Annotated in this window: 15 protein-coding genes and 1 tRNA gene; 5 read left to right on the plus strand and 11 right to left on the minus strand. The window is 62.5% G+C overall.

Going from position 1 to position 16,846, the window contains the following annotated elements; translation table 11 throughout:
* Nucleotides 1-6: 6 nt before the first annotated feature.
* The 6 genes from ABI796_RS00135 to ABI796_RS00160 are packed head-to-tail and all read right to left on the minus strand — an operon-like array spanning nt 7 to nt 7,673.
* Complete coding sequence (locus ABI796_RS00135; RefSeq protein WP_141282925.1) at nt 7-1,848, minus strand: protein kinase domain-containing protein; 1,842 nt, start codon at nt 1,846-1,848, stop codon at nt 7-9.
* Complete coding sequence (locus ABI796_RS00140; protein WP_141282923.1) at nt 1,845-3,302, minus strand: peptidoglycan D,D-transpeptidase FtsI family protein; 1,458 nt, start codon at nt 3,300-3,302, stop codon at nt 1,845-1,847. Before ABI796_RS00140 ends, ABI796_RS00135 begins: the two co-directional genes overlap by 4 nt.
* Nucleotides 3,299-4,729 carry an FtsW/RodA/SpoVE family cell cycle protein gene (locus ABI796_RS00145; RefSeq protein WP_141282921.1) on the minus strand — a complete coding sequence of 477 codons (1,431 nt, stop codon included), beginning with the start codon at nt 4,727-4,729 and terminating at the stop codon, nt 3,299-3,301. Before ABI796_RS00145 ends, ABI796_RS00140 begins: the two co-directional genes overlap by 4 nt.
* Nucleotides 4,726-6,435 carry a PP2C family serine/threonine-protein phosphatase gene (locus tag ABI796_RS00150; RefSeq protein WP_141282919.1) on the minus strand — a complete coding sequence of 570 codons (1,710 nt, stop codon included), beginning with the start codon at nt 6,433-6,435 and terminating at the stop codon, nt 4,726-4,728. Before ABI796_RS00150 ends, ABI796_RS00145 begins: the two co-directional genes overlap by 4 nt.
* A gap of 3 nt (nt 6,436-6,438) precedes the next feature.
* On the minus strand, nt 6,439-6,918 hold the full coding sequence (locus ABI796_RS00155) for an FHA domain-containing protein (protein WP_024818875.1): 480 nt from the start codon (nt 6,916-6,918) through the stop codon (nt 6,439-6,441).
* A gap of 5 nt (nt 6,919-6,923) precedes the next feature.
* Complete coding sequence (locus tag ABI796_RS00160; protein ID WP_141282917.1) at nt 6,924-7,673, minus strand: DUF3662 and FHA domain-containing protein; 750 nt, start codon at nt 7,671-7,673, stop codon at nt 6,924-6,926.
* A 375-nt stretch (nt 7,674-8,048) separates the two neighbouring features.
* Here ABI796_RS00160 and ABI796_RS00165 point away from each other — a divergent pair.
* Nucleotides 8,049-8,131 (plus strand) — tRNA-Leu (locus tag ABI796_RS00165).
* Nucleotides 8,132-8,323: 192 nt separating this feature from the next.
* Here ABI796_RS00165 and ABI796_RS00170 read toward each other — a convergent pair.
* The 3 genes from ABI796_RS00170 to ABI796_RS00180 all read right to left on the minus strand — a co-directional run bounded on the left by ABI796_RS00170 (nt 8,324) and on the right by ABI796_RS00180 (nt 11,278).
* Nucleotides 8,324-9,022 carry a FadR/GntR family transcriptional regulator gene (locus ABI796_RS00170; protein WP_141282915.1) on the minus strand — a complete coding sequence of 233 codons (699 nt, stop codon included), beginning with the start codon at nt 9,020-9,022 and terminating at the stop codon, nt 8,324-8,326.
* 10 nt (nt 9,023-9,032) lie between these two features.
* Entirely contained in the window at nt 9,033-10,160 is a 1,128-nt protein-coding gene (locus tag ABI796_RS00175; protein WP_141282914.1) for an L-talarate/galactarate dehydratase, read from the minus strand.
* A gap of 410 nt (nt 10,161-10,570) precedes the next feature.
* Nucleotides 10,571-11,278, minus strand: a complete 708-nt coding sequence (locus ABI796_RS00180; protein ID WP_141282912.1) for a TetR/AcrR family transcriptional regulator — start codon at nt 11,276-11,278, stop codon at nt 10,571-10,573.
* Nucleotides 11,279-11,384: 106 nt separating this feature from the next.
* On the opposite strand from ABI796_RS00180, the gene ABI796_RS00185 reads away from it, so the two are divergent.
* The 3 genes from ABI796_RS00185 to ABI796_RS00195 all read left to right on the plus strand — a co-directional run bounded on the left by ABI796_RS00185 (nt 11,385) and on the right by ABI796_RS00195 (nt 15,240).
* The gene (locus ABI796_RS00185) at nt 11,385-12,758 is read left to right on the plus strand and encodes a flavin monoamine oxidase family protein (RefSeq protein WP_141283001.1); all 1,374 of its coding nucleotides are present in this window, start codon (nt 11,385-11,387) and stop codon (nt 12,756-12,758) included.
* An 88-nt stretch (nt 12,759-12,846) separates the two neighbouring features.
* The gene (locus tag ABI796_RS00190; RefSeq protein ID WP_141282909.1) at nt 12,847-13,713 is read left to right on the plus strand and encodes a universal stress protein; all 867 of its coding nucleotides are present in this window, start codon (nt 12,847-12,849) and stop codon (nt 13,711-13,713) included.
* Nucleotides 13,714-13,737: 24 nt separating this feature from the next.
* Nucleotides 13,738-15,240 carry an APC family permease gene (locus ABI796_RS00195; protein ID WP_141282907.1) on the plus strand — a complete coding sequence of 501 codons (1,503 nt, stop codon included), beginning with the start codon at nt 13,738-13,740 and terminating at the stop codon, nt 15,238-15,240.
* 2 nt (nt 15,241-15,242) lie between these two features.
* Here the strand turns inward: ABI796_RS00195 and ABI796_RS00200 are convergent, their stop codons facing one another.
* A complete protein-coding gene (locus tag ABI796_RS00200) occupies nt 15,243-15,797 on the minus strand; it encodes a hypothetical protein (protein WP_141282905.1) in 555 nt (184 codons plus the stop codon).
* 115 nt (nt 15,798-15,912) lie between these two features.
* Here ABI796_RS00200 and ABI796_RS00205 point away from each other — a divergent pair, with 115 nt between their 5' ends.
* The gene (locus ABI796_RS00205) at nt 15,913-16,296 is read left to right on the plus strand and encodes a VOC family protein (protein ID WP_062072296.1); all 384 of its coding nucleotides are present in this window, start codon (nt 15,913-15,915) and stop codon (nt 16,294-16,296) included.
* Between the two features lie 75 nt (nt 16,297-16,371).
* Here the strand turns inward: ABI796_RS00205 and ABI796_RS00210 are convergent, their stop codons facing one another.
* On the minus strand, nt 16,372-16,821 hold the full coding sequence (locus ABI796_RS00210) for a DUF5997 family protein (protein WP_141282903.1): 450 nt from the start codon (nt 16,819-16,821) through the stop codon (nt 16,372-16,374).
* Nucleotides 16,822-16,846 lie beyond the last annotated feature (25 nt).

Below are 16,846 nucleotides of genomic sequence, written 5' to 3' on the forward strand. Positions count from 1 at the left end.
CTTAACTTAGCTTCTCGGGCTGCCGGAGCCGCTGGGCGTGGGCCTGGTGGTTTCAGGCTCGGTGGGCACCAGAGCCTTGGACAGGTAGTACGTGACTGTTGAGCCAGCTGCTACCTGGGTTCCGGCTGCAGGCGAGGAACGGACAAACGTTCCCGGCTGCTGGCCAATGGCGCCGTTAACGGGTTCTCCAGCTACCCACTGCAGTCCGGCTCCTTCAATGGCTTGCCGAACCTGGGCTTCGTCCACTCCTGGCGCAATGCCGGGTACAGCCACCAATTCCGGGCCCTTGGAGTAGGTCACGGTGATGGTTTGCCCCGGGTCCACGGGACCTGTGGGGTTCAGGCTGATGACGATTCCCGCGGGAGCCGTGGCATCGAAGACTTCCTGACCGTTCACACCAAGACCCAACGCGCGAAGCTGCCCACTGACCGTCTGGAAAGGCTGGCCCTGGTACTGCTCCGGGATGACGTTGATCTTCTGGGGCTGCGACTGAGTGGGCTGCGGCGCTTCGCTTGTCTCCGTGGGCCTGGGCGTGGGAGTAGCCGAGGTAGAGGTAGGGCTGGCACTCCGGCTGGTGCTGGTGGTGGTGGACTCACTGGGTGCCGGGCTCGGGGAGAAGAATCCCGACTGCGAGATCAAGAACCCAACCAACGCGAACAGGACCAGCAGGATCAGTGCAACAAGGGGCCAGGTCCATGGGCTGCGCTTCTTGCGCTCCGGCTCTGCGTCGTCAAAGTTATCTTCTTCGGTGTAAACCACTTCGTCGTCGTTGAGCTGACGCTCAGCCTCCAGCGCGTTCGCACGCGTCAGAGGGTTGTCCGAAGACGCTGCGGCGGCGCCAACAGCAGCTCCGGCAGCGCCGGCGCCCAGAACTGGAAGTGCGGAGGTCGCCGTCGTCGACTGCTCCTTGCCGTAAGGCGAGGTGACGACGCCGGTGGGAGCCGTTGCGGTGTCCACCGGTGCCGTGATGGGTCCGGTAGTGGATTCGAACAGCAGCATGCCGGGTACGGCGGCGTGAGCGGTGGCAATGTCACCATTGCGGATTGCTTCCGCGGCTTCGGCCAGCTTGATGGCGTTGGCCGGGCGGTTCTTGGGATCCTTGGCCAGCATGGACATCAGCAGGGCACGAACCGGAGTAGGCAGTGTCTCCGGAAGGGGCGGCGGTGCATCATTGACCTGGGCCAGGGCAATGGCAATCTGCGATTCGCCCGAGAACGGACGGTGCCCCGTGAGGCATTCGTAGCCGATGACACCCAGGGAGTAGATGTCCGAAGAGCCTGTGGCCGTCTGGCCGGTTGCCTGCTCGGGGGCCAAGTACTGGGCGGTGCCCATCACCTGGCCGGTCTGAGTCAGCGGAACCTGGTCAGCCAGGCGGGCGATCCCGAAGTCGGTGACCTTGACGCGGTTGTCCGGAGTGATCAGCAGGTTTCCCGGCTTGATATCGCGGTGGACCAGACCCTGCGCGTGTGCAACGGCCAAAGCGCGTGCTGTCTGGGAAATGATGGAGAGCGTCATGTCCGGCGACAGCACCTGCTCGCGCTCGAGGATGCCGCTCAGCGGGTGCCCGGGCACAAGTTCCATCACCAGATAAGCCGAACCGGCTTCCTCGCCGTAATCGAAGACGTTGGCGATGCCCACGTGGTTGAGGAGGGCGGTGTGACGCGCCTCGGCACGGAAGCGCTGGAGGAAACCGGGGTCACCCGTGTATTCCTCCTTGAGCACCTTGATGGCAACGATCCGGCCAAGGATCTGGTCCTTGGCCTTCCAGACCTCGCCCATGCCGCCAATCGCAATGCGACTGGTCAGCTGGAACCTGCCGCCGAGTGTGATTCCCGAAGTAGGCCTCACTTATTCAACACCGCCTCAAAAATCTTCTTTGCGTTCGGACTGGTTAGCTGGGCCCCGGTTAGCACGTCCACACTCTCCATGACAATGGTGACGGCTACTTGTGGGTCGTTTGCCGGGGCGAACCCGGTAAACCATGAATTGTTCAAACCTGAATCGCCGAGCTCGGCGGTGCCCGTTTTACCGGCCACCTTGACGCCGGGAACGGCTGCACCCCTGGCAATGCCATTGTCCACAGCACTGGTCATCCACTCAGTGATCTGGTTTGCGATGGGCTGCGTGGTGCTGGTGCGGAGCGTCTCAGGCTTGGGCTCATTGATGACGCGGAGATCCGGCGCGCGGACGGCCTCAACCAGGTTGGGTTTCATCTGTACCCCACCGTTGGCGATGGCCGCCGTCATCGTGTTGATCTGAAGCGGCGTGGCCTTGACGTCGCGCTGACCCACAGAGGACTGGGCCAACTGCGCCTGGTCCAGGTCTTCCGGGAAGACGCTGGTGGCAGACGGAAGGTTGAGCTGATTTCCGAAGTCCTGCCCGAAACCAAATTTTTGAGCCTGTTCCCGAATGGCGTCCTGGCCGAGGTCAAGTGCGATGCTCGCAAAGGGCGTGTTGCACGACTGCTCCAAGGCAAAGGCGAACGACGCCGTCTCGCGGACGTTGCAGTTACCGCCGGCGTAGTTGGGCAAGCTGGCACTTGATCCGGGCAAAGGCAGGCTGCTGGGGTTGGGCAGCTCACTGTCCTTGTTGTACTTGCCTGAGTTCAACGCAGCAGCGGTGTCAATCAGTTTGAACACCGAGCCGGGAGAGAGCAGGTTGCCCGTGGGACCGCTGACGCTTTGGTTGAGATTGATGCCGGGAATCTCCAGCAGCTGAGCGTAATTCGCGTCTGCCGTGGTTTTGTCATGGGTGGCAATCAGGTTGGGATCGTACGTCGGCTTGGAAGCCATGGCCAGGATGGCACCCGTCTTGGGGTTGGTCACCACAATGGAGCCTCGCTGGCCTTCAGGAATGAGGTCCATGGCCAACTGCTGGAGGGCAGGGTCCAAGGTCAATTCCACGGAGGCGCCCTTGGGCTCCTTACCAAGGAACATCTGACTCATGCGATCCAGGAACAGCTGATCGGAATTACCTGCCAGGGTTTCGCCCATGGACTGTTCCAGGCCACTGGAGCCGAAGAACTTGGAGAAGTATCCCGTGATTCCTGCGTACAGCTCCGGCTGGTTGTACTTGCGCTGGAAGGCGCAGGACTCAGTTCCGGGCACCGACTCAACCACGGGCTTGCCGGCCACAATGATGGAGCCGCGCTCGTTGCAGAAGGACGCCAACACTGCGCGCTGGTTCCAGGGGTTGGCATTGAGGTCATCGGCGCCAATCACCTGAACGTAACTGATGGCGCCGAAGATCAACGCGAACATGGCGACGGCAGCCATCCAGCTGCTGCGAATAGCCTGGTTCATTGTTGCTTCACCGCCTCTGTTGGTGCGCTGGGTGTCTGTCCTGTTGCCGGTTTACGGGTGTCCGGCGTGCTGCTGCTTGCCGGCGGTTTGTTGACCATGGGGGTGGTGTCCACCGGGCCACGGGCCGTGTTGGAAATCATGAGCAGCAGGCCAACGATGATCCAGTTGGCCAGAAGCGAAGAACCGCCGGCAGCGAGGAACGGAGTGGTGAGGCCGGTCAACGGGATGAGCCGTGTGACGCCACCAATCACTACGAAGCACTGCAGGGCGATGGCAAAGGACAAGCCGCAGGCAAGGAGCTTTCCAAAAGCATCCCGGGTACCCAAAGCTGCGCGGAAGCCACGGGTAAAGAGCAGCATGTAAAGCATCACCACGGCGAAGAGGCCAATCAAGCCGAGCTCTTCACCAATGAGGGCCACAATCATGTCGCTGTTGGCGAAAGGCACCAGGTCCGGCCTGCCTTCGCCGAGGCCGGTACCAACCAGCCCGCCGTCGGCCATGCCGAACAAGCCCTCCACGATCTGCCCGCTACCGCCAGGAGACCTGCCGAAGACCTCCGGCGTGAAGGCATTGATCCAGCTATCGATCCGGAAGGCAACGTGGGAGAAGATCTGGGAGGCGATGAAGCCGCCGCCCAGAATAAGGAGCAGGCCAATGACCACCCAGGAGATCCGGCTGGTGGCCACGTAAATCATCACGATGAACAGGCCGAAGAAGAGGATGGAGGATCCGAGGTCGCGCTGGAACACGAGCACGCCAATGCTCACCAGCCAGGCGGTGATCATGGGCCCCAGGTCCTTGAACCGCGGGAACTGCATGGGCCCGATCTTCCGCCCCGCCAAGAGGATGAGATCCCTGTTGGAGGAAAGATACCCTGCGAAGAATATGGCCAGGGTAATCTTGGCGATTTCACCGGGCTGGAACGTCATGGGTCCCACCCGGATCCACACGCGGGCACCTAGGATTTCGCCCGCCGAGATTCCCGGGATCAAAGGAAGGACCAGCAGGAAAGCACTGACCGCCAAGGAGATATAGGTGAAACGGCGCAGGATCCGGTGATCCTTGAGGAACCAGATCACGGCAATGGAGACTGCCATGGCAATGAGTGTCCAACGGAGCTGGTTGTTGCCAGTGTCGTCCGCGGGACCGTCCATCCGGTGAATCAAGGCCAGGCCGAGCCCGTTAAGCGCTACCACTATAGGAAGTATTACCGGATCCGCATACTTCGCACGGAGTCGCAGGACAATGTGGAATGCGAATGCTGCAACCGCCAAGAGGCTGGACTGGAACCAGAAATCGCTGTCCAGCCCGACTTCTGAGTTGATGCTCACCAAGGCGCTGGCACCGATTCCAACGGAAAGGGCCAGGACAATCAGCACCAGCTCTACGTTGCGGCGGGGTTTGGGGGCTGTCTCAGTCTGAATCATTTAGCCGCCTCACAGGGAGTCGGAGCGGGCGAAGGAGTGGGGGTACCAACTGCAGCCGTACTGGGAATAGGCACAGAGGCGGTGGGAGCCGGCGTAGCAGTTGCCGACGCTGTGGCGGTAGCCGTGGGTGAAGGGCTTGGGCAGTTGGCGGAAGCGCTTCCGGTGCTCCGCAGGTTCTCAACAATGTCCTGTGCACCGTCCAGATCACCCGCAGGTACGGTCTGGCGTACGCTCTGTTGGCCGTATTCCGGCAATGAATCCACCCTGATATCGGTAACTGCTTCCAGCCGGGAAAGCTGAATGGGGCCGAGCCGCTGGGAGATCCCGTTGAAAATGGCGACCCGCTGATCGTATTCGCCCACGTAATAGCGTGTCTGCGTCCAGGCATAGCCGAGCCACAGGCCCACAACTACCCCCAGCACAACCACGGCCGCGACTGCAGGCATCAACCAACGCCCGCGTTGACGGGGCGGCTCTTCCACGTCAACACGGTCCTGCTCAGCCTTATGCGTAAGGACGGTTGCTGCCCTCCGCGCCACAGTGCGGCCGGCAACAGTCGGAATGGAGCCTGTTTCAGCAGCAGTTGCTGCTGCACCTACAAGTTCGTGGGGCCTGCTGGCCAATTCCTCGCGCAGCACTTCCGCAGATAAGTGCTCACCTAGATGGGGGTCGGTGGTGGCAGGCGGTTCCGTGGACTCATCAGAGGATGCATCCTCAGCGCCGTCTTGTTTGCGGTCCGGATCCCCGGAACTGAAAGACGAGCCAGCATCGGCCTGGCGCGCCGCTTTAGCCTTAGACTCGGCTGTGCTGTGCTCTGCTCCCTTGTCCGCGGCTACGTCATCGGCGGACTTGGTGGCTGTGACTGTCTCGGGCTCGTCTGCTGCGGCAAGCGCCGCTGCCGGAACGACGTCGACGGCGGCCGTGTTGACGTCGTCGTCGGTCTCCTCCGCAATCTCCAACATCACTACGGTGACGTTGTCCGGGGCGCCTGCTTCCAGCGTTAGGTCTACCAGGATTTCAGCACATTCGCGCAGGTCCTTGGTCTCACGGACCATGCGTTCCACCACGTGGCCTGCTACGTAGTTGAGCCCATCGGAGCAGAGCAGCCAGCGTTCGCCGGGCTCAACATCCAGGACGTCCAGATCCAGTTCAGGGCTGGCGTCGACGTCGCCGAGGACGCGCATCAGGACGTTCTTGTGCGGGTGTGTTTCGGCTTCCTCCGGGCGGAGCCGGCCCTCGTCAATGAGCCGCTGCACGAACGTGTGGTCAATGCTGACCTGCTCAAACTTCTTGTTGCGCAGACGGTAGGCGCGCGAGTCACCAATGTGGGCGAAGTGAAGTTTGCGGCCCTCCAGAAGCAGGGCGGTAACGGTGGTGCCCATGCCCGAAAGCTTGGGGTTCTGGTGCACCAGCTCGGAAAGAAGGGAATTGGCGGTCTGGATCTCGTCGGCCAGGACGGTGTCCGCGCCCTCCGGATAATCGTCATGATCAAGGTGGATCATGTCCAGAACCGTTGAAGCGGAAGCTACATCGCCGCCGGCGTGACCGCCCATGCCGTCGGCCACCACAGCAAGATGACGGCCCACATATGCGGAGTCGTCATTCTTGGAGCGGATCCGTCCGACGTCGGAACGAGCGGCGTAGCGCATGATCAGCGGGCGCTCCGCAGGCTTTTCCTGGCCTTTGGGGGTCTCGGGGGAGGCCATGGACTACGGCCTCAATTCAATGACCGTCTTGCCGATTCTCACGGGGACGCCAAGCTCAACCGGCAAGGCGCGGGTGAGCTGTTGATCGGCCAGGTAGGTGCCGTTGGTGGAGCCCAGGTCCTCGATGAACCAGCGGCTGCCCTGCGGAAAGAGTCGCGCGTGCCGGCCGGAGGCGTAATCGTCCTCAAGGACAAGAGTGGCTTCCTGCGCGCGGCCCAGCAAGATGGGGCTTGCAGCCAGGGGAACCGTGGTGCCCTTGAGCGGCCCCTCAGTGACCACCAGCGTGCGTGCGTGCTGGATTGCCGGTGGTGGCGATGCCGCAAGTTCCGGGTGCTTCCGGACTTCGCGTGCCGTGGGGACTCCAGTAACTGCCTTGCGGCCGATCTGGAAGTCGCGGCGCATGGTGGTGACGATGCTGAAAATCAGAACCCACAACAGAAGAAGGAAGCCGAAGCGAAGCGCTGTGATTGTCAGTTCGCTGATGTCGTTCACGCGTGGCCACCCGGGGTTTGGGGGAGGAGGCGGAAAATGATCTTGGTACGTCCCATCGTGATGGTTGAGCCGTCTGTGAGCTCTACGCTGCCGTTCACTTTATGTCCGTTAACGTAACTGCCGTTGGTGGAGCCGAGATCAACGGCCCAAGTGCTGCCATTCTCAGTGCGGATCTCAAGGTGCTTCCGTGAAACGCCGGTGTCATCCACCAGGATGTCGGCTTCCGAGGAGCGGCCCAAGACCACTGACCGTGCATTGAGGGAATAGCGCTGGCCACCTATGTCCAGCACCGGCTGGAGGCGGGTGGGTTGCCGTGCCGGTGCCGCCGGAACATTGGACCGGGGAGCTGGTGGTGCTTGCGGAGCATCACCGGACGATTTCTCGGTCCGGGAAGCGATCTCGAAATGTCCGGCACGCTCTTCGTCATTGCGACGGAACGAAATGCGGACCGCGCCTTGGAGTGTGTAGCCCTGGCTGCGGACGTGCTGGATCACGACGTCGCACAGTTCCTCCGCCAAGGGGGTTCCCCATTCCTGGGCCCGGGCAAAGTCCTCATCACTGAGCAGGACATCAAAAACGTTGGGAGCCAGCGTTCGCCCGGCAGCGATGGTGATGGACTTGTTGTCCAACTCGCGCCTCAGCTTGCTGGCAATCTCCACCGGTTCAACACGTGCCCGCGACCCCGTGGAGAAGACGTTACGGACGGCCTTTTCAATGCCACGCTCGACTTTGTCCAGCAAACCCATGGTCCTTCTCCTTTCCTTGCCGCGGCACCCATTGTGCCTGGTCCGATAGTCCGTCAATTGCTCCGTCCGCGCACACAGCGAAGTACGCGCCTGACGGCCCTTCCACTTCCCGATACTACTGGGACTGACTGGGAATGGCCTTAATCCACAACGCCTTGCGACCCGGAAAAGTTCGTTTCAACCCCATGCTGGCGCGGGAGGCGGGGGCAGAAATTTTAGTCCGATTCACCTGAACCCGGGGCTCTTCCGGGTTGATAGGAGGCCCCTCCCACTCGCCGATTGGTGTTTTCCTCAGGATGTCCGTTATGCTTGATCTCGCTGCTTTTGAAGGAAACGAAGCTGGGAGACCAGCCGAACTCTGGAAAAAGAAGTTGCGCGCGAGTGGCGGAACGGCAGACGCGCTGGCTTCAGGTGCCAGTATCCGAAAGGGTGTGGGGGTTCAAATCCCCCCTCGCGCACGCAATTGAAAGAGCCCCGGTCTTAGGACTGGGGCTCTTTTTGTTTTGTCCGCCTTCATTTGCCGCCCTTGTGCGCTCTCCTTCCCGTTGTGCGGCGGGGGATTCGCGCAAGCCCGGGATCTGCCGGGAAGGGATTCGTCGGGGGCGGGGCTCACCTGTTCCCCCAGCGCGATCCCGGGTCCCTGCGGACTGTCAGCTGCGCGCTGAACCCGTGAACCGGCGTCGTGAATTGCTCAGGTGAAGGCGCATGGCGGCTGCGGCAGCCAGGGGATCGCCCTCCGAAATTGCTGCGTATATAGAGGAGTGCTCATGCACCACTTGTTCGAAGCGGCTGCGCGAATCCTCCTCATCACCTGCGACCAGGCGCGGGCGCGGCATGGTGATCATGGTTTGGCCCAGTGCCGAGATGCAGTCCGTATAGAAGGGGTTGCCCGTGGCGGCGGCGACTGCGCGGTGGAACTCGAAGTCGGCCTTCATGGAGTGAGCAGGGTGGCCTGAGCTCGCGGTGAACTGCTCCAGGGCGCCGTGCACGGCCTTGAGCTGCCGTTCTGTGTGGTTCTTCGCGGCCAGTGCTGCGGCTTCAGTCTCGACGCCGATCCGGAAGTCGAGCATCTGCAGCCGCTCCTCCACGCTGCCAACGGCACGTGTCCCCGGCGCAGGAACGGGTCCGTCGGCCGGCGGGGTCAGTGCGAAGCTGCCCCGCCCACGTTCGGTTTCCACTAGCCCCTCAGCCTGCAAGCGGGTCAGGGCGGACCTGACCACGGTCCTGCTCACTCCGAACTCGCTGATGAGCGTGTTTTCGCTGGGAAGCTTCTCCCCTGGCTGAATGGCGCCGTCGACGATGCGGTTGCGAAGGTCGGCGGCGAGATCCGCGGTCAGGTTTCGGCTCATGGGTTCAAGATTACGCGCCGAATTCCACGGATTCGGTGGTCCACACGCGTGCCTGATTGCTGAGGGTGACGCCAAGCCCGGGGCGGTCCGGAACGATCATGCGGCCGTTCTTGGTTTCCAGGCGCTCCTCGAACAGCGGGTCCAGCCAGTCGAAGTGCTCCACCCACGGCTCGCGGGGGTACGCTGCGGCCAGATGGAGGTGGATTTCCATGGCGAAGTGCGGTGCCAGGCCCAGCCCGCGTTCATCCGCCAACGCTGCGAGCCTCAGGAATTGAGTGATGCCGCCAACGCGGGGGGCATCCGGCTGGATGATGTCGCAGCTGTTGGCGTTAATGAGGCCCTTGTGTTCTGCGACGGAAGCGAGCATCTCACCTGTGGCGATGGGCGTGTCCAGGACCTGTGCCAGGTGCGCGTGGCCTTCGAAGTCATAGGCGTCCAGCGGCTCTTCGATCCAGATCAGGTTGAATTCCTCCAGCTGCCGGCCCATGCGCAACGCGGTGGCCCGGTCCCATTGCTGGTTGGCGTCCACCATGAGCGGGACGTCCCAGCCAATGTGCTCGCGGACCCCGGCCACACGGCGCAGGTCTTCCTTGGAGTCGGGCAGGCCCACCTTGATCTTGATGCCGCCAATACCCTCATCAAGGGAGCGTGTGGCGCGTTCCTTGACCTCGTCCAGGGTGGCGTTGAGGAAGCCGCCGGAGGTGTTGTAAGTCTGAACCGAGTCGCGGTAGGAACCCAGCAACTTGGCCAGGGGGAGACCGGCGCGCTTGGCTTTGAGGTCATAGAGTGCGATGTCTATTGCGGCCAGAGCCTGTGTTGCTACGCCGGAGCGGCCAACCGAGGCGCCCGCCCAGAGGAGCTTGGTGTAGATCTTCCCGATGTCGTTGGGGTCCTCGCCGATGATGCCTTCTGCAACTTCCTTGGCGTGGGCATACTGCGCGGGGCCGCCAGCGCGCTTGGAGTAACTGAAGCCAAGGCCACTGTGCCCTTGCTCTGTGGTGATCTCGGCAAACAGGAACACCACCTCGGTCATGGGCTTCTGCCTGCCGGTGAAGACCTTGGCATCGCTGATGGGGACGGTGAGGGGCAAACGTGCCGTGGATAGTTTGACGTGGCGAATGAGATCTACGGTGCTCATGGTTCTCCTAAGATGTGCGGCATCCTTGCCTGTCACTTAGGATACAAGTATTGAACTTGTACTACAAGAGTTGGGGGTTGTGGTGGCGAGGTCCAGCAGTGTTGGCAGGTCCAGCTACAGGACGCACCCCCGGAGTCTGTCCGTGGATCCCGTTCCCTGACATCCCAGATCGGAAGGGCCAATGTTGATCGTTTTATCGGGGCTGAAAACACCCATCGAGAACGACCCGTATCCGATTCGAGGATCGTTCAGAATAACCTTGAGGGCTTCCCTTGCCACACGTTTGATTTCATCCTCGTAGCTGTCGGCCGTGAGAGGGCGGCACTTGCAAGGATAAGGGCGACGAGAGGCAGGCGAAGGCGTCAGTCATGGGGCCAGTCTTCCCGAAAGCGGGCGTCCAACCTGCGAAGCTACGCCCGCAGCGCTCCGAATCCCGTGATCAGCGCTTCAAGCCCCAGACTAAAGGCAACATCGGTGGGACGCTCATGCCGTTCAAGAGCCAACCGGTCCACAGCGGCCGTGAAGTTGGGGACCTGCTCGGCGAGGTTGCCGGCGTCGAAGATGTCCTCCGGTGCGGTGACGTCGTAAGCGGCCCCGAAGACAAACGCCTCAATGGCGACGATCGCGGAGATGATTTTCTCCTCCGGGAACCCGGCGTCGCGGAATCCGGCGGTCACGGCCTCGTACATCGCGAGGGTTTTGGGGGCGTTTGCCACAGGAAGCACTGCAATCACGGGGATCAGCGGCGTATGCTCCGAGAAAACGTCGCGGTAGGACCAAGCCCAGCGGCGCACAGCGGCATCCCACGGCTCCACCCCAAAAGCGGAGACGTCCACCATCGCAGCCAGATGGTCTTCCACCAGCAGAAGGACGTCATCTTTGGAGGCGACATGGTTGTACAGGGCGGAAGGCGCCACGCCCAAGGAACGAGCAAGGGCCGCCATGGTGAGTCCGTCGTAACCCTTGGTGCTGATCAATTCAAGGGCCGCCGTCGTAATGCCGTCCTGGTCCAGGACCGCAGCAGTGGGTCTGCCGGCACGGCGGCGCGCGGGAACCGCGGGAGGGGCGGGCGTTGGTGCGGGCATCGGAGGCCTTTCTGCTGCCTGTGTCTCAAGCATTATTCCATCGGGCCTTCACACTGGACGTCTCCAGCGCTACTATGGAGATAAATGAATGACATTCATTTATTGGTCAGCCACCACGGACGGCCACGGAGAGGACAACATGCAGAATCTTGATCGCGACGTTGTGATCGTCGGCGCCGGACCGTCAGGGCTGACGGCGGCACGCGAATTGAAGAAGGCCGGACTCAGCGTCGCAGTGCTCGAAGCACGCGACCGCGTGGGCGGCCGCACCTGGACCGACACCATTGACGGCGCAATGCTGGAAATTGGCGGCCAGTGGGTTTCCCCGGACCAGACGGTCCTCATGGAGCTGCTGGACGAGCTCGGACTGAAAATGTACTCGCGCTACCGCGACGGAGAGTCCGTCTACATCGGCGCCGACGGCAAGCGCACCCAGTACACCGGCGACACGTTCCCGGTCAACGAAACCACCAAGGCCGAGATGGACAAGCTCGTAGCCATCCTGGACGAACTTGCTGCCGAGATCGGCCCCACCGAGCCCTGGGCCCACCCTAAAGCTCGCGAGCTGGACACCATCTCCTTCCACCACTGGCTCCGCCAGAACTCCAGCGACGAGGAAGCCTGCAACAACATCGGCCTCTTCATCGCCGGTGGCATGCTCACCAAGCCCGCCCACGCTTTCTCCGCACTGCAGGCAGTCCTCATGGCCGCCTCGGCAGGCTCCTTCAGCCACCTCACGGATGAGGACTTCATCCTCGACAAGCGGGTCATCGGCGGCATGCAGCAGGTTTCGCTGCTGCAGGCAGCAGAGCTGGGTGACGACGTCGTACTTAACAGCCCGGTCCGCACCATCAAGTGGGACGAGGGCAACGTAACTGTCGTGTCCGAGCAGGCAACGGTCAACGCCCGCTTCGTGATCATGGCCGTGCCGCCCAACCTGTACTCCCGCGTCTCGTTCGAGCCCCCGCTCCCGCGCCGCCAGCACCAGATGCACCAGCACCAGTCGCTTGGCCTGGTCATCAAGGTTCACGCCGTGTACGACACCCCGTTCTGGCGCGAAGAAGGACTCTCCGGCACGGGCTTCAGCGCCGGTGCACTGGTCCAGGAGGTCTACGACAACACCAACCACGGCGACACCCGCGGCACCTTGGTGGGCTTCGTGTCCGACGAAAAGGCCGACGCCGTGTTCGAGCTCAGCGCTGAAGACCGCAAGAAAGCGATCCTCGAATCCATCGCCGGTTTCCTTGGCGACAAGGCACTGACCCCTGAGGTCTACTACGAGTCCGATTGGGGCTCCGAAGAGTGGACCCGCGGCGCGTACGCTTCCAGCTACGACCTCGGCGGCCTGCACCGCTACGGCAAGGACCAGCACGCCAACGTTGGACCGATCTACTGGTCCTCGTCAGACCTCGCAGCCGAGGGCTACCAGCACGTTGACGGCGCAGTCCGCATGGGCCAGGCAACAGCGGCCCGTATTGTCGAAGCCAACAAGCTGGCTTCGGTAGCTGTCTAACCACTGTGAAACCGCACCGGCAGGCCGGGGGAGCACCATTCATTCCCCGGCCTGCCGGCTCCACTGTTTAAGCACTGAAAGGACCACCATGCGCTACGTAGTGGGTTACACCGCCAACGCGAGGGGGCACGACGCCGTTCACCTTGCCGTTGCGTTGGCCCGGAACCACGATGTCAGCCTGGACCTGGTCCTGGTGATCCCGGAAGATTCCCCGTTCAACGCTGTGTACCCGCCTGAGACCGGCTACAACGACATCCTCAACGAGCAAGCGCAGCGCTGGTTGGACGAAGGCCTCGCACTGGTTCCGGCCGACGTCACCGCCCGGGCACACATCCGCCGCGGCGACTCCGAAGCGCAAACGCTGATCGACGCTGCCGTGGAGATGAACGCTGCGGTCTTGGTTATCGGAGCTACCAACGGTGGCCTGCTCAAGCGGTTCACCATCGGCTCGGTAGCCAGTTCGCTGCTCCATTCGTCGCCGGTTCCGGTGGCCTTGGCACCTCACGGATACCAGCGCACGGAGCCCCTCACACGCCTGAGCTGCGGTTTTGGAACGCGGCCGGGTGCTGACGAACTGCTCGACGTCGCAGTCGAGTCCGCTCGGGACCGTGGCCTTCCGCTGCGGCTTGTTTCCTTATTGGCTCTCGACGGCGGTGACTCGCCTCAGCTGCTCGACGCGGCGTGGATGCATGCCGCTGACCGAATTGCCGCCGTCGACGGTTCCCCGGCAGGTTCGCAGCTGCCGGAGCCCGAGATCGTGGTGGCGCAAGGCCGCACCGTCGAAGAAGCCGTTGACCGGCTCGACTGGGAAGACGGCGAAATCCTGCTGATCGGCTCCAGCCGCCTGGCCCAGCACCGGGCCACCTTCCTGGGCAGCACCGCCAACCGGATCCTGCGTGCCCTGCCCGTTCCCATGATCGTGGTACCCCGCGACTACACGCGACAAAGCTCCTAGCAATCGCCTGAGAGGCAAAACCCCATGTCAACTGCACCAAAGACGGTCCAGTCGAAAGAGACGTCCCTGAGTGAAAAGGGACTGAAAGCCGGATCGGTGGGCCTGATCGGCGCCGTCGTGATCGGTGTCTCCTGCATCGCCCCCGCCTATACCCTTACCGCGGCCCTTGGCCCCACCGTGTCCGAGGTTGGCGTGCATCTGCCCGCCATCTTCCTGGTGGGCTTCATCCCCATGCTGCTGGTGGCGCTCGGTTACCGCGAACTTAACAACGCAATGCCCGACGCCGGAACTTCCTTCACGTGGGCCACCCGCGCCTTTGGTCCGTGGATCGGTTGGATGGGTGGCTGGGGGCTGATCGCGGCCACCATCATCGTGCTATCCAACCTTGCCGCGGTGGCCGTGGACTTCTTCTACCTGATGCTGGCGCAGATTTTCAGTAACCCGGCCTTGGGGGAGCTCAGCAAGATCCTGCCCCTGAACATCGCCACCACGCTGGTGTTCATCGCGTTGGCGTGCTGGATTTCCTACCGCGGCATGGAAACCACCAAGGGCGTGCAGTACGTGCTGGTGGCCTTCCAGTTGCTGGTGTTGGGCTGGTTCGCGGTCTCCGCATTCGCGCATGTTGCCAATGGCACGGCCTTCGACGCCACCGCCATTTCGCCCGACTGGTTCAACCCCTTCGCCGTGGATTCGTTCTCACAGTTTGCCGCTGGTGTGTCCCTCTCGATCTTCATTTACTGGGGCTGGGACGTCACGCTGACCATGAACGAGGAAACCAAGAACCCGGAGAAGACTCCCGGCCGCGCCGCCACCATCACTGTGCTGGTCATTGTGATCATATACATGACAGTTGCCTTGGCTACCCTGTCCTTCGCCGGTGTTGGCGAGACGGGACTGGGTGCCGGCAACCCGGAGAACCAGTCCAGCATTTTCGCCGTGCTTGCCGGCCCGGTCATGGGTCCGTTCGCAATTCTGATGTCTTTGGCCATCCTGAGCAGCTCCGCGGCGTCCCTGCAGTCCACGTTTGTTTCACCGGCCCGCACCATGCTGGCCATGGGCCACTACCGCGCTATCTCTCCCAAGTTCGGCAAGATCAGCCCCACCTACAAGTCGCCCAGTTTCGCGACCATCGCCGCTGCGATCGCTGCTGCTGGCTTTTACGTGATTACCCGGACGGTGTCCGAGAACGCGCTGTGGGACACCATCACGGCCCTGGGCATGATGATCTGCTTCTACTACGGCATCACGGCGCTGGCATGTGTTTGGTTCTTCCGGGCATCAGCGTTCAGCAGTGTCCGCGCGTTCTTCTTCAAGTTCCTGGCCCCGTTGCTGGGCGGTGTGATCCTGCTGGTCATGTTCGTCAAGACGGCCATGGACTCCATGGACCCGGAGTACGGCTCGGGCTCATCCGTGGGCGGCGTGGGCCTGGTGTTCGTGCTGGGCATGGGCGTGATCTTGCTCGGTGTGGTGGTGATGCTGGTGATGTACCGCCTGCGTCCCGAGTTCTTCAAGGGCAAGGTTCTGTAGGTTCAGCTCGGTGTGGGGGTTGGGACTCCGGCTGCGCGTTCAGCTTCCCTGAGGGCGTCGGCGAGGCGCTCGACGGCGGCGCGGTAGTCGGTCCCGGCCGTCACCCTGCAGTACTCGGCCTCCCGCATGGCCCGTGTTAGCGCCGCTGTTTCGGCAGTCCTGACGTCCGTCATGGCGGGGAAATCGATGGTCCGCGCGGGATCGAGCTCATACCTCTGCCATTGCTCCATGAGGTTCCGGTGGCGTGCGGCGTCGTCCAAAAAACCGGCACGACGCCGGGGCTCAGCTGCGTGGATACGCTCCACTTTGCGGATGCCCAGCAGTGTTCCTGCCGCAGTAGCGACGCCGACGAAAACCATGATGAGCCCGGCCGGAGCCCAGTGCACGGCAGGGACGATGATGGCGGGCGTCACCACCACCAGCCCGCCAAAGACATCCCAGAAGAGGCCGTCCGGCTCCGGGCCCCGGCCGTGGGTCAGTTTCCTGTGCAGGACATATGTGGTTGCTGCGGTTGCGAGAACCAGAGCTACACCCCACAGGAGCATCATGGCGGGCATCGGACCACCTCCAGGCGAATACGCTGCTTTGAACCCAGTATGCGCCAGTGCGTTCGTGGGCGCGAGGGTCTTTGTGGGGATCAGATTGTCTGACCCGGGGCGTAGCCTAGGCACCATGAGACTGAAAATGTGCAGCATCCACGTCAAGGACCCCGCAGCAGCCCACGTCTTTTACACGGAAACGCTGGGCTTCGAGACCCTGATGGCCATGCCCGAGTACAACCTGTTCATCATCAAGGACCCGGGCGCGGAGAACAGCACTTCGCCGGGGCTCCTGCTGGAACCCAGTGACAACCCCATCGCGTCCAACTACATGAATGCCCTGCATGAGTCCGGCCTGGCTGCCATCACCTTCGGAGTGCCCGATGTCCAGGCAGAGTATGAGCGTCTGCTCGCCGCCGGTGTGAAGTTCCAGGGCGAACCGTCCGAGGATCCCTCGGGGGTCAGTGCAGTGTTCGACGACGGCTGCGGCAACTTCATCCAGCTCCACCAGGACTGAGCCCCACTCCACCAGGACTGAGCCTTAAACAGTTGTGGCCGGGATCCGTTGATCCCGGCCACAACACGCTAAAACTTACGCGTGGTCGCGCTTTGAAGTCTTCGGAGCATCGCGCTTTGCAGCAGCGTTGTCCCGGGCTTCCTTCGTGGCGGCCTTCTTGGCGGCTTCATCCTTGACGCGCTGCGCTTCGGAACGTACTGCAGCATGCGTGGCTCGCTCGGTGACCAGCCACTGCGGCGGTGCCTGCAGCAGCTCGGTGATTTCCGCCGTCGTGAGTGCATCCTCAACGCCGCCGCGGGCGAGGCCACTGATGGAGATGTTGAGCTTGTGCGCGACTACCGGGCGCGGGTGCGGGCCGTTGCGGCGCAGCTCCACCAGCCACTCCGGCGGGTTGGCCTGAAGTTCTGCGAATTCTTCACGGGAGATGGACGAATCCTGGAACTCCTGGGGTGTCGCGGGCAGGTAGATGCCGAGTTTCTTGGCAACGGTTGCCGGCTTCATGGACTGGGAGTTGGAGGACGTCATGCTTCAAGGGTATCTGGCCGGTACT

Origin of the sequence: Paenarthrobacter aurescens (genome assembly GCF_041549525.1) — a bacterium.
Taxonomy (GTDB): domain Bacteria; phylum Actinomycetota; class Actinomycetes; order Actinomycetales; family Micrococcaceae; genus Arthrobacter; species Arthrobacter aurescens.

Excerpts from the sequence above, each read along its gene's own strand:
- ABI796_RS00140 (WP_141282923.1), bottom strand. The coding sequence starts at position 3,302 with ATGAACCAGGCTATTCGCAGCAGCTGGATGGCTGCCGTCGCCATGTTC.
- ABI796_RS00145 (WP_141282921.1), bottom strand. The coding sequence starts at position 4,729 with ATGATTCAGACTGAGACAGCCCCCAAACCCCGCCGCAACGTAGAGCTG.
- ABI796_RS00150 (WP_141282919.1), bottom strand. The coding sequence starts at position 6,435 with ATGGCCTCCCCCGAGACCCCCAAAGGCCAGGAAAAGCCTGCGGAGCGC.
- ABI796_RS00160 (WP_141282917.1), bottom strand. The coding sequence starts at position 7,673 with ATGGGTTTGCTGGACAAAGTCGAGCGTGGCATTGAAAAGGCCGTCCGT.
- ABI796_RS00170 (WP_141282915.1), bottom strand. The coding sequence starts at position 9,022 with ATGAGCCGAAACCTGACCGCGGATCTCGCCGCCGACCTTCGCAACCGC.
- ABI796_RS00175 (WP_141282914.1), bottom strand. The coding sequence starts at position 10,160 with ATGAGCACCGTAGATCTCATTCGCCACGTCAAACTATCCACGGCACGT.
- ABI796_RS00180 (WP_141282912.1), bottom strand. The coding sequence starts at position 11,278 with ATGCTTGAGACACAGGCAGCAGAAAGGCCTCCGATGCCCGCACCAACG.
- ABI796_RS00185 (WP_141283001.1), top strand. The coding sequence starts at position 11,385 with ATGCAGAATCTTGATCGCGACGTTGTGATCGTCGGCGCCGGACCGTCA.
- ABI796_RS00190 (WP_141282909.1), top strand. The coding sequence starts at position 12,847 with ATGCGCTACGTAGTGGGTTACACCGCCAACGCGAGGGGGCACGACGCC.
- ABI796_RS00195 (WP_141282907.1), top strand. The coding sequence starts at position 13,738 with ATGTCAACTGCACCAAAGACGGTCCAGTCGAAAGAGACGTCCCTGAGT.
- ABI796_RS00200 (WP_141282905.1), bottom strand. The coding sequence starts at position 15,797 with ATGCCCGCCATGATGCTCCTGTGGGGTGTAGCTCTGGTTCTCGCAACC.
- ABI796_RS00205 (WP_062072296.1), top strand. The coding sequence starts at position 15,913 with ATGAGACTGAAAATGTGCAGCATCCACGTCAAGGACCCCGCAGCAGCC.
- ABI796_RS00210 (WP_141282903.1), bottom strand. The coding sequence starts at position 16,821 with ATGACGTCCTCCAACTCCCAGTCCATGAAGCCGGCAACCGTTGCCAAG.